This is a genomic window from Cupriavidus necator (genome assembly GCF_016127575.1).
GTDB lineage: Bacteria > Pseudomonadota > Gammaproteobacteria > Burkholderiales > Burkholderiaceae > Cupriavidus > Cupriavidus necator_D.
The window spans coordinates 2,215,051-2,226,711 of sequence record NZ_CP066019.1; the positions used below are offsets into that span (position 1 = coordinate 2,215,051).

8 protein-coding genes are annotated in these 11,661 nt (G+C 68.4%); 6 read left to right on the forward strand and 2 right to left on the reverse strand.

The window, feature by feature from the left end; translation table 11 throughout:
- Positions 1-484: 484 nt before the first annotated feature.
- The 5 genes from I6H87_RS29045 (at position 485) to I6H87_RS29065 (ending at position 5,092) form a co-directional block, all read left to right on the forward strand.
- Positions 485-1,348, forward strand: a complete 864-nt coding sequence (locus I6H87_RS29045) for a branched-chain amino acid ABC transporter permease (RefSeq protein WP_010812722.1) — start codon at positions 485-487, stop codon at positions 1,346-1,348.
- Between the two features lie 13 nt (positions 1,349-1,361).
- On the forward strand, positions 1,362-2,393 hold the full coding sequence (locus tag I6H87_RS29050) for a branched-chain amino acid ABC transporter permease (protein WP_011617605.1): 1,032 nt from the start codon (positions 1,362-1,364) through the stop codon (positions 2,391-2,393).
- Positions 2,386-3,150 (forward strand): ABC transporter ATP-binding protein, encoded by a 765-nt coding sequence (locus I6H87_RS29055; RefSeq protein ID WP_011617606.1) that lies wholly within the window; start codon positions 2,386-2,388, stop codon positions 3,148-3,150. Before I6H87_RS29050 ends, I6H87_RS29055 begins: the two co-directional genes overlap by 8 nt.
- Entirely contained in the window at positions 3,137-3,844 is a 708-nt protein-coding gene (locus tag I6H87_RS29060) for an ABC transporter ATP-binding protein (protein ID WP_010812719.1), read from the forward strand. Before I6H87_RS29055 ends, I6H87_RS29060 begins: the two co-directional genes overlap by 14 nt.
- Before the next feature lie 75 nt (positions 3,845-3,919).
- Complete coding sequence (locus tag I6H87_RS29065; RefSeq protein WP_011617607.1) at positions 3,920-5,092, forward strand: ABC transporter substrate-binding protein; 1,173 nt, start codon at positions 3,920-3,922, stop codon at positions 5,090-5,092.
- Between the two features lie 156 nt (positions 5,093-5,248).
- Here I6H87_RS29065 and I6H87_RS29070 read toward each other — a convergent pair whose 3' ends face one another.
- Positions 5,249-8,143: a DUF6600 domain-containing protein gene (locus I6H87_RS29070; protein ID WP_136227879.1), complete on the reverse strand. Its 2,895-nt coding sequence runs from the start codon at positions 8,141-8,143 to the stop codon at positions 5,249-5,251.
- A gap of 288 nt (positions 8,144-8,431) precedes the next feature.
- On the reverse strand, positions 8,432-9,760 hold the full coding sequence (locus I6H87_RS29075; RefSeq protein ID WP_011617609.1) for a putative bifunctional diguanylate cyclase/phosphodiesterase: 1,329 nt from the start codon (positions 9,758-9,760) through the stop codon (positions 8,432-8,434).
- 245 nt (positions 9,761-10,005) lie between these two features.
- On the opposite strand from I6H87_RS29075, the gene I6H87_RS29080 reads away from it, so the two are divergent.
- Positions 10,006-11,661, forward strand: a complete 1,656-nt coding sequence (locus tag I6H87_RS29080) for a methyl-accepting chemotaxis protein (protein WP_011617610.1) — start codon at positions 10,006-10,008, stop codon at positions 11,659-11,661.

Genomic DNA, 11,661 nt, shown 5'->3' on the forward strand with positions numbered 1-11,661 from the left:
CGGCCTTGTCGATGGATGGCGGGGCAAGCCTCCGGGCTTACCCGGAGACGCGCCGACTGCTATTTCGCGGTGCGGAATACTCCGCCGCTTTCCTTGACGATGCCGCGACGCCTATGCAAAAGTCGGTGAAAACGAACGATCGTGCGGGAATACTCCCGACACCTCGTCACCGGATCGCAACGCCGCCGTCCACGCCGACGCGGCCAAGTGCCCCGGCTTGCCGGGCGGCCAGCGTGCCGCATCGCACAGGAGACAACCATGCAGTACCTGCAACACGCATCTGCACACCCGCACCGTGACCGCCACGGCGCGCCCTGGGCCAGGCCATCCCGCCCGCGCATCACAGCGCGCGAGCCGGCGCTGCCGCCCGCCTGAGTTCCACCCCCGACTTCCTGACCGTGGCCGCGCCTGGCGCCGCCGCGACGGAACACGCACGGCCTTTGCCGCTGCGTGCCTGGTTTCCCGAACCGCACGAGGTACCCCTGTGGCATTGTTCCTTCAACAGTTCCTGAACGGCCTGACGCTGGGAGGCGTCTACAGCCTGGTGGCGCTTGGCCTGACGCTGGTCTACGGCATCCTGCACGTGCCCAACTTCGCGCATGGCGCCTTCTACATGGCTGGCGCCTATGTGTCGTACTTCCTGATGACATCGCTGGGCGTGAACTACTGGCTGGCGATGCTTGGCGCGGCGCTGGTGGTGGCCGTATTGTCGATGGCTGCCGACCGGCTGGTGTTCCACCCGCTGCGCAACTCGCCCGAGCTGCACGACATGATCGCAGCGATCGGCATCCTGCTGTTCCTGGAAGCCGGGGCGCAGGCGCTGTGGGGCGCGGACTTCCACCGCATGCCCACGCCCTATGGCCAGATCGTCGACGTGTTCGGGCTGACCGCGCCGCTGCAGCGCCTGCTGATCATCGGCGCCGCCTTTGCGCTGATGGTGCTGCTGCACCTGTTCCTGACGCGCACCATGACCGGCGCCACCATCATGGCCATGGCGCAGAACCGCGAAGGCGCCGCACTGGTCGGCATCGACGCCACCCGCGTGACGCTGCTGGTGTTTGCCATCTCCGGCGCGCTTGCCGCAATCGCCGCCACGCTCTACGCCCCGATCAACCTGGTCTACCCCAGCATGGGCAACCTGGTGATCACCAAGGCCTTCGTCATCATCATCCTGGGCGGCATGGGCAGCATCCCCGGGGCCATCGTCGGCGGGCTGATCATCGGCATGGCCGAGAGCTTCGGCGGCTTCTACGTTTCCACCGACTACAAGGACATCATCGCCTTCGTGCTGCTGGTGGTGATCCTGTCGATCCGGCCGCAGGGCCTGTTTGCCGGCAAGACGGCCTGAGGAGCACAACACAATGAAAGCACTGCAAGGAAAAACCGGCTGGACGCTGCTGCTTGCGGCGGCCATCGCCTTCCCGCTGATCACGCCCAACAGCTACTACCTGACCGTGATGACGCTGGCCTTCATCTATGCCATCGCCACGCTCGGGCTGAACCTGATCACCGGCTACACCGGGCAACTGAACCTGGCCCATGGCGGCTTCATGGCCATCGGCGCCTATACGCTGGGCATCCTGACGGTGGACCACCAGGTGCCGTTCTGGCTGGCCTTCGTGCTGGCCGGCGTGATCTGCATGGTGCTGGGCTATGTGATCGGCGTTGTGTCGCTGCGCCTGAAGGGCCATTACTTCTCGATCTTCACCATGTGCGTGGGCTACATCATCTACCTGCTGATCGAGAAGTGGGAAAGCCTGACGCATGGCACGGTGGGCCTGATCGGAATCCCGGTGCCGGCCGCGATCGGGCCGCTCAGCTTCGACAGCGTGCAGGCGCAGTACTACCTGGTGCTGTTCTTCCTGGCGGTCGGCACCTTCCTGATGCACCGCATCGTCACCTCGCTGCTGGGCCGCAGTTTCATGGCGGTTCGCAACAGCGACGCCCTGGCCGAGGCCCTGGGCATCAACCTGATGCGCACCAAGGTGCTGTCGTTCGTGCTGTCGGTGGGCTACGCCGGCTTTGCCGGTGCGCTGTACGCCGGGCAGGTGCGCTTCCTGGGGCCGGATATCGCGCGCACCGACCTGACCTTCGACATGGTGATGTCGATGCTGGTAGGCGGCATCGGCACCATCTTCGGGCCGCTGCTGGGCGCGGTGCTGGTGCCGTGGATCACGCAGTCGCTGCAGTTCATGCAGGACTACCGCATGCTGGTGTTCGGCCCGGTGCTGATCCTGCTGATCATCTTCGTGCCGGACGGCATCGTGGGTTCCTGGCTGAAGAAGCACGCACGCAAGGCCGCGGCCGAACGGCGCGGCAAGCTGGCGGCGCAGTTCCCTGCACAACCCGTCACCGCTGTCCCGACCACCCGCGCCGGAGCCGACCATGCTTGAGATCCGCAACCTGACCAAGAAATTCGGCGGCCTGACCGCGGTGCACGATGTCTCGGTGACCTTCGAGCCAGGCCATATCAACGCCATCATCGGCCCCAACGGCGCTGGCAAGACCACCTTCTTCAACCTGGTGGCGGGCACGCATGCGCCCAGCTCCGGCCAGATCCTGTTCAAGGGCGAGGACGTGGCCGGCCTGCGCGCCGACCAGATCGCGCGCCTGGGCGTGGCCCGCACCTTCCAGGCCACGGCGCTGTTCGACCGCGCCACGGTGCTCGACAACCTGATCGTCGGCCACCGCCTGCGCACCCACTCGGGCCTGCGCGACGTGCTGTTCAGCACGCGCCGCCTGCGCGAGGAAGAGCGCTTGTGCCGCGACAAGGCCGAAGCGGCGCTGGACTTCGTCGGGCTGTCGCACCTGGCGCATGAGGTCGCCGCCGATATCACGCAAGAGGCGCGCAAACGGGTGGCCTTTGCGCTGGCGCTGGCGACCGACCCGGAACTGCTGCTGCTCGACGAACCCGCTGGCGGCGTGAACCCGGAAGAGACCGTGGGCCTGGCCGAGCTGATCCGCAAGATGGTGCGCCATGGCAAGACGGTCTGCCTGATCGAACACAAGATGGACATGATCATGCGCCTGGCAGACAAGATCATGGTGCTGAACTACGGCGAGAAGATTGCCGAAGGCACGCCCGCGCAGATCCAGCAGGATCCGCATGTCATCGAGGCCTACCTGGGAGCCGACCATGTTGCAGCTTGAACGCGTCTCGCTGTCGTACGGCAGCTTCCGCGCCCTCGACAACATCACCCTGCACGCCGGCGCCGGCGAGCTGGTGGTGCTGCTGGGCGCCAACGGCGCCGGCAAGAGCTCGATCTTCCTGGCGATGAGCGCGATCCACCGCATCAGCGGTGGCAGCATGCGCTTCGATGGGCGCGAGCTGTCGGGCATGAAGCCGTCGCAGATCGTGCAGGCCGGGCTGGTGCACTGCCCGGAGGGCCGCAAGCTGTTCCCGGCGATGAGCGTGGAGAAGAACCTGGTGCTGGGCGCCTACGTGCACCGGCGCGATGGTGCGGGTATCCGCAAGACGCTGGAAGAGGTCTATGAACTGTTCCCGATCCTGCGGCAGAAGAAGGACGACCCGGCCGGCTCGCTGTCCGGCGGGCAGCAGCAGATGGTGGCGCTGGGCCGCGCCCTGATGAGCCGCCCGCGCGCGCTGTTGCTGGACGAGCCGTCGCTGGGGCTGGCGCCGCTGGTGGTCAAGCAGATGTTCGAGATCATCCAGCGCATCAACCGTGCCGGCACCACCGTGCTGCTGGCCGAGCAGAACGCCTACGCGGCGCTGGGCATCGCGCATCGCGCCTATGTGATCGAGAGCGGGCGCATCGTGATGGAGGGGGATCGGGATACGTTGCTGAAGGATGAGGGGATTCGGAAGGCGTATATCGGGGGGTAGGTTCAGAGGAGCCGGCCTCGCGACAGCAAAACACAACCAGACCTAGCAAGTGCAGTACTTTCAGGAGACATAGCAATGCAAAGCAAGATCATGCGCCGTATCTTCCCGCTGGCCGCCAGCGCCGTGGCCGCCATGCTGGCCTCTGGCGCCGCATTGGCGCAGGAAGTGGTCAAGATCGGCTATACCGGCCCGCTGTCCGGCGGCGCCGCGCTGTATGGCAAGAACGTGCTGTCGGGCGTGCAGATGGCGGTGGACGAGATCAATGCATCCGGCCTGGAAGTCAAGGGCAAGAAGGTCAAGCTGGAGGTGGTGGCGCTGGACGACAAGTACTCGCCCGCCGAGGCCGCCATCAACGGCCGCCGCCTGGTGCAGCAGCACAAGACCCCGGCGGTGTTCGTCCCGCATTCGGGCGGCATCTTCGCGCTGCAGGCCTTCAATGAGCAGGAGAAATTCCTGGTGATGGCCTACTCCAGCGTGCCGCGCATCACCGACGCCGGCAACAAGCTGACCATCCGCATCCCGCCCGCGTACACGGGCTATATCGAGCCCTTCGTCAAGGCACAGATGAAGCGCTACGGCAAGAACGTGGCGCTGGCCCCGGCCGACCACGACTACGCCAAGGCCTGGGTGCAGGCCTTCGTGCCGGCGTGGGAATCGGCCGGCGGCAAGGTGGTGGCCAACAACCCGATGTCGTACACCAAGGCCACGGACTTCTACAGCGGCGTGTCGCGCGCGATGAGCGAGAAGCCGGACGTGATGTTCGTCGGCGGCCCGTCGGAACCGACCGCACTGGTGGTCAAGCAGGCGCGCGAACTGGGCTTCAAGGGCGGCTTTATCGTGATGGACCAGGCCAAGATGGACGAGATGGCCAAGGTCACCAACGGCCTGGGCATGCTCGAGGGTTCCATCGGCGTGCTGCCGCTGGTCAACGACAGCCGCCCCGCCGCGCAGAACTTCAACGCCAAGTACAAGAAGCTGCATGACGGGCGCGATGCCACCACCGAGATGTCGCTGAACTACACCATGGTGTACGCGCTGGCCGGTGCGATGAAGCTGGCCGGCACCACCAGCGACGCGGCAGCGATCCGGGCGAAGATGCCCGACGCGGTCAAGGGCCTGGCCAAGGAGGTCAACCCCAACGAAGTCGACGGCATCGACGCCAAGGGCGGTTCGATGGCCGACACCATCGTCGGCTGGGTGCAGAACGGCAAGATTTCGCAGGTCCGGCTGTCGGAGCTGGCGAAGTAAGCCAGGCCGCGACGGCGCCCGCGCGGCACCGCGCAAGAACAAACCCCGGCAGGCCGCGAGGCCTGCCGGGGTTTCTGCCTTCCGGGCTCCGTCAAGCGGGCCGTGCCACTGCCGGCGATCGCCGTCGCGCCCGTTGCGCGCCTCCATCTCGCCGCGTTAGTTCTGGGCGCGCTGTTGCTGTTGCTGCTGTTGCTGTTGCTGCTGCTGGCGCTGCTGCTCCATCTGCTGCCGCTGGCGCTCCTGCATCTGCCGTTGCTGGTCCTGCTGGTGCCGCTGCTGCTCCTGCATTGCACGTTGCTGCTCCTGCGCGGCACGCTGCTGCTCCTGCATGTGGCGCTGCTGCTGTTCCGCCTGCTGGCGCTGCATGGCCTGCTGTCGTTGCTGCTCCTGCACCTGGCGTTGCTGCTCCTGCATCTGCCGCTGCTGCTCCTGCATCTGGCGTTGCTGTGCCATCTGCTGGCGCTGGGCCGCCTCGGCCTGGCGCTGCTGCGCCTCCTGCATTTGCCGCTGCTGCTCGAAACGCTGGCGCTGCATCTCCTGGCCCTGCCGCTGCTGCTCGGCCATCTGGCGCTGGCGCTCCGCCTGCTGGCGCTGCTGGTCGGCGGCCTGGCGTTGCTGGGCTTCGGACTGGCGCTGCTGCTCCATCTGCTGGCGCTGGATGTCTTGCGCCTGGCGTTGCCGCGATTCCTGCATCTGCCGCTGCTGCTGGGCTTCGGACTGGCGCTGCTGCTCCATCTGCTGGCGCTGGATGTCTTGCGCCTGGCGTTGCCGCGATTCCTGCATCTGCCGCTGCTGCTGGGCTTCGGACTGGCGCTGTTGCTCCATCTGCTGGCGCTGGGCGTCTTGCGCCTGGCGCTGCCGCGATTCCTGCATCTGCCGTTGCTGCTGGGCCTCCTGCATCTGGCGCTGTTGCTGGGCATCCTGCATCTGCCGTTGCTGCTCAAAGCGCTGCCGATGCATTTCCTGCGATTGCCGCCCCGGATCGGGACGGTCCTGCCCATCCGCCCACTGGCGCTGCTGCATGCGCTGCTGATCCTGCTGGCGTTGCTGGTCGCGGGCCTGGTCCTGCCACTGGCGTTGCTGGGCGTCGCGTTGCCGGGCCTCCTGCTGTTGCCGCTGCAGATCAGGCGCCTGCCGCTGCTGCTCGCGCAGCGCGCGCTGCTGTTCCCGCTGCAGCTCCATCTGCTGGCGCTGCAAAACCTGCTGCTGTTCGCGCTGCATGCCCTGCGCCCGCCGTTGCGGGTCGGCCGGTCCGCCCGGCTGGCCCGGCTGGCCAACAAAGCCGCGGGCTTCGTCGGGCCGGCTGCTCTGGCCGCGGCCGTTGCCGCGCCAGGGTTCGCCCGGGGCGTTCGAATAGTTGCGATCGCCACGTGCGGGGCCATCGGCATCGCCGCGGCCGGCGCGCGGCTGCGACGGCGCCTGGTCGCGCGCGGCGATGGCCGCCTGGCTCATGCGCACATCGGGCGCCCGCTGCACGTCGCGCCCGGGCCGCCGCTCATTGCCGCCGCGCCAGGCCGGGCCGGCGCCGGGCACAACCCCGCCCTCGCGCGCGAAGCGGCGGGCCAGGTCGTCCGTGGCGGGCCGGCCCGGCGGGCGGGCGGCGATGGCCTGGCGCTCGAAGCCATGGCGGGCCTGCGGCGGCAGCGGCCGCATCGGGGCCGATCCCACCAGGCTGCCCTTGACCGGCGCCACTGGCGGCGCCCCCCTGGCCTCGCCTGCCGGCAGGTTGCGCCATTCGTCGCGATGCATGCCGCGCACCGGGCGGCCTTCGACGAAATTGCGTGCCGGCATGCCGGTGATGGCGCCGGGCACGTTGCGGTTGGCGTAAGGCGGAGGCCGGCGGTCGCCCATCACGAAGTTGTTCACGGTGACGCGATTGATGCGGGCGACATAGGTCGGGCTGGCGCGATAGACCGGCCGGTACGCGTCATGCGGCCCCAGCGGATACCAGGCCACGCCCGGCCCGCTGCCAACGCGCACGCTCCAGTTCGGGCCGCTAACGCCGACAAAGGCCACCACCGCGGGGGCGTAGCACGGGCGCACGCGCGGGCCCGGCACCCAGCCCCAGCGCGAGCCCACATAGGCCCAGCGGCCGTAGTGCGAAGGCGCGAAGCCCCAGGGCGCGTCGTCGATCCAGGTCCAGCCCCACGGCGCGATCCAGGCCCAGTGCCCGGCGCTGTACGGCGCCCAGCCGGCGCTGACCACGTGCGGGAACCAGACCGCGCCGTAGCCGGGGTCTTCCTGCCAGTCGCCGTAGCCGTCCAGCGCGGCGTAGCCCGGCATCTCGCGCGGCACGTAGCGGGCGGACGGCGAGGCGTCTTCGCGCGCGTCGCGGGCCGCGGTCCAGCGGTCGAAGGCGTCTTCCGGCGCGCCGCCGCCACCGGCGTCGGTCAGGTCGGTGCCGGCAAAGCGCATGCGGTCGCCGCGCTGCAGCTCGATCGAGCGGCTGTCGCCGTAGACCACGGCGCTGCCGTGGCGCATGGTCACGGTGGTGGTGCTGCCGTCAGGCGCCACATCCAGCCGGTAGTCGCCCGGCTCGCGCGGCACGAAGGCCAGGTTGGGGGTGTCGACCTCGACCGTCTGGCCCGGCGGCAGCGCGCGCACGCGCAGCTGCAGCGTGCCCTGGGTCAGCTTGACCTGCGTGGCGCTGTCGTCCAGGTTCAGGATGCTGGCCGCGGTGGCACCGCCCAGCCGGACCGCCACCGTGCCGGCATGCACCTCGGCACGGCCGCCGTGGTCAAGCCAAAGCCGGTCGCCGGTGGTGAAGGGCCGGTTCAGGCCTGCGGCAGCCCAGTCGTCCGAGCCTGCCGGCGCAAAGCTGAGATTGCCGTCGACGGCGGTCAGCGTGGCAATGCGCGAGGAAGGATCGGCTTGCTGGTACTGGCCGTCAGTCGTCGGCGCATCAAGATAGGCCTCGCCGGGAGGGCCGGCGGGCACCTGGGCCAGTGCAGCCGCCGCCACCGCCAGGCCGGCGGCGGCCATGGCCGTCAGCGCCAGCCTGCCACGGAACTGGCCTCGAGCAGGGGGGACAGATTGGGAAGGATCGAACATGGAAGTCAGGACCAGGACAAAACGCATAACGCACCGGGGCGGCCGGCCGATGTCAGCGGCAACCCTAATGTCACCATACATTGCCCCGGATGCCGCGGCACGCCCGGGGCGGCAGACTTTGTAAGTTCGTATTTCGCCATGCGGCCATGCCGCGCGGGCAGGACCGCTATCCCAGGCAGGCTGCGGGCGGGCGGGGGGTCAGCGGGTGCCCGGGACGAGCAGGCTCGCCGTCAAAGGTGGAAACAACTTCCCTGACAGGGCGGGGGGCAAAACGGCGGCGGAAGCGGCTCAGCGGCCGGACTGCTGGCGCAGCATTTCGGTCAGGCGCTCGGCCGGCATCGGGCGGCCGTACAGGTAGCCCTGCGCCTCATGGCAGCCGTTGGCCAGCAGGAAGTCGCGCTGCTCGGGCGTTTCCACGCCTTCTGCGACCACGCCAATGTGCAGGCTTGCGCCCACGTTGATCACCGAGCGCACGATTGCGGCATCGACCGGGTCTTCGGTCACGTTGCGGATAAAGGACTGGTCGATCTTGAGCCGGTCCACCGGGAACGACTTCAGGAAGCTGAGCGAGGCATAGCCGGTGCCGAAGTCATCGCAAGTCAGCGTCACGCCGTCGCGGCGCAGCGCCTGCAGCTGGTCCGCGACCTCGTCGCCCTGCTGCAGCGCGATGGTTTCGGTGATCTCGATCTCCAGGCAGTCCGGGGCCAGTTCCAGCGCGCGCAGCACGTGGCGCACCTCGGTCAGCAGCCGGCTTTCGGACAGCTGGGCCGCGAACAGGTTGATCGCCACCCGCGGCGGCTGGGGAAAGGCCAGCGACCACGCGCGCGCCTGGGCGCAGGCGGTCTGCAGCAGCCACATGCCGACATCGCTGGCGATGCTGCTGCCGGCCAGCGCGTCGATGAAGGCGGCCGGCGCCAGCAGGCCGCGGGTCGGATGGCGCCAGCGCATCAGCGCCTCGGCACCGTGCACGCGGCCGTCGCGCAGGTCGACCTGCGGCTGGTACAGCAGCTCGAACTGGCGCTGGGCATAGGCTTCGTGCAACGCCTGCACCAGCGACAGCCGCGTGGTCACGTCCGAGCGCATCTGCGGCTTGAAGAAGCGGATGGTGCGGCCGCCGTCGTGCTTGGCGCGGGCCAGCGCCAGGCTGGCCGCGGCCAGCACGTCTGACCCCTGTTCGCCGGCGGCGGGGATCACGCAGGCGCCGATGCTGGCCAGCACATGGTGGCGGCCACCCGCGTTCTCATGCGGGGAGGACAGCATCGAGAGGATCGCCGCGCCGACATGGCGCACCAGCGTGGGATCCGCAATGGAGGGAAGCAGCACACCGAACTCGTCGCTGCCAATGCGGCCGATGGCAGCGTCGCGCGGCGAGGCGTCGCGCAGGCGGCGGGCCACGCGCTGCAGGATCAGGTCGCCTTCGGCATGCCCGTGCATGTCGTTGAAGGCGCGGAAATCGTCAATGCCGATCAACAGCAAAGCACAGCGGGGCACCGCCTCGCTCTGCAGGCGTGCCTCCAGCCGCTTCAGAAATCCCTGGCGATTGTCAACGCCGGTCAGCGGATCGAGATCCGAGCCTGGCGAGGCGCCAGTCGCCTTCGCCCCCGACTTGGCCACCATCCCTGCCCCATCTGTAATTGTCGACATTGTTACCCGCTAGCAATTTAGCAAGTGTGACGAAAACTTGGAAAAAATCAAGCAGTTCCGATTGTGGCGGGAATGGCTATGCACCCGCGCAACGGCGCCGCATTGCGCGTTGAATCGGGTCCCGGCTTACAGTACCCTACCGCGCGTCGAGGCCGCCCGCCGCCGCCGCGCCGCCCCTTGCTACCCCGAGAGGAGCCCCTGAGGCGGCTTTGCGGGGAATGGCCGCTCCTGAACAAGAACATCACCGGGACCACACCGTGAACGAATGGACCATCCGCACGCGCATCCTGGCAAGCTTTTCGCTGATCCTGCTTGTCATGGCGCTGATGGGCGTTGTCTCCTACACCCGCCTGAGCGCCATTGAGCGCGAAACCACGCTGATGCTGAAGGACGCGCTGCCCGGACTGAACCACAGTACCGGCATCCGCGGCATCTGGGGCGAGCGCTACGTGCTGGCGTGGCAGACCATCAATGCCGCCGACGAGGCCGAGCGGCGCAGCTTCCAGCAACAGGGCCAGGACGCCGCAAGCCGGCTCGACAAGGTCGAGCAGCAGTACGAGACCTCGATCACGCGCGACGAAGACCGCGCCGCCTTCAGGGCCTATCGGGACGTGCGCGCGCAATACGAACAGGCAGCCCAGATCCTGACCCGGACGGGCGAGTGGAACGGCGCCGCCGCCTCAGCCGCGTTGCGCGGCACCGTGCATGACCGCTGGATCGAGGCGCGCAAGGCCGCCCAGCACCTGGTGGACGACAACAGCGCGGTCAATGCGCGGGCGGCGCGCGGCATCGACGACGCCGTCAATGCCGCCAAGATCGGCATCGAAGCGGCACTGATCGTGGCCCTGGTGGTCGCCATCGTCTGCGGCTACCTGCTGCTGCGCGCGATCACAGTGCCGATGCAGTCGATCGTCAACCTGCTGTCCGGCATCCGCGGCGGCGACCTGCGCCTGCGCATGGCGCTGCGCCGCAAGGACGAATTCCAGGAAGTGGAGGCAGGTTTCAACCAGATGACGGGAGAGCTGACCTCGCTGGTGGGCCAGGCGCAGCGCACCGCGATCCAGGTCACCACCTCGGTCAACGAGATCGCCGCGACGGCGCGCCAGCAGCAGGCCACCGCCACCGAGACCGCCGCCACCACGACCCAGATCGGCGCGACCTCGCGCGAGATCTCGGCCACCGCGCGCGACCTGGTGCGCACCATCCATGAAGTCTCCAGCGCCGCCGAGCAGGCGGCCGGGCTGGCCGGCACCGGCCAGGTCGGGCTGTCGCGCATGGAAGGCACCATGCAGCATGTGATGGACGCCGCCGGCTCGGTCAATGCCAAGCTGGCCACGCTCAACGAAAAGGCCAGCAATATCAACCAGGTCGTGACCACCATCGCCAAGGTGGCCGACCAGACCAACCTGCTGTCGCTGAACGCCGCGATCGAGGCCGAGAAGGCCGGCGAATACGGCCGCGGCTTTGCCGTGGTGGCGACCGAGATCCGCCGCCTGGCCGACCAGACCGCGGTGGCCACCTACGATATCGAGCAGATGGTGCGCGAGATCCAGTCGGCGGTGTCGGCGGGCGTGATGGGCATGGACAAGTTCTCGGAGGAAGTGCGCCGCGGCATGTCCGAGGTCACGCAGGTCGGCGACCAGCTGTCGCAGATCATCGCGCAGGTGCAGTCGCTGGCGCCGCGCGTGCTGATGGTCAATGAAGGCATGCAGGCCCAGGCCGGCGGCGCCGAGCAGATCAACCAGGCGCTGATGCAGCTGTCCGAGGCCGCGCAGCAGACCGTGGAGTCGCTGCGCCAGTCGAGCCAGGCGATCGACGAACTGACGCTGGTGGCCAACGACCTGCGCAGCGGCGTCTCGCGCTTCAAGGTCTAG

What these genes read in the sequence shown, in the direction of transcription:
- I6H87_RS29050 (WP_011617605.1), top strand. Translation starts at nt 1,362, where the DNA reads ATGAAAGCACTGCAAGGAAAAACCGGCTGGACGCTGCTGCTTGCGGCG.
- I6H87_RS29055 (WP_011617606.1), top strand. Translation starts at nt 2,386, where the DNA reads ATGCTTGAGATCCGCAACCTGACCAAGAAATTCGGCGGCCTGACCGCG.
- I6H87_RS29060 (WP_010812719.1), top strand. Translation starts at nt 3,137, where the DNA reads ATGTTGCAGCTTGAACGCGTCTCGCTGTCGTACGGCAGCTTCCGCGCC.
- I6H87_RS29080 (WP_011617610.1), top strand. Translation starts at nt 10,006, where the DNA reads ATGGCCGCTCCTGAACAAGAACATCACCGGGACCACACCGTGAACGAA.
- I6H87_RS29075 (WP_011617609.1), bottom strand. Translation starts at nt 9,760, where the DNA reads ATGGTGGCCAAGTCGGGGGCGAAGGCGACTGGCGCCTCGCCAGGCTCG.
- I6H87_RS29070 (WP_136227879.1), bottom strand. Translation starts at nt 8,143, where the DNA reads ATGTTCGATCCTTCCCAATCTGTCCCCCCTGCTCGAGGCCAGTTCCGT.
- I6H87_RS29065 (WP_011617607.1), top strand. Translation starts at nt 3,920, where the DNA reads ATGCAAAGCAAGATCATGCGCCGTATCTTCCCGCTGGCCGCCAGCGCC.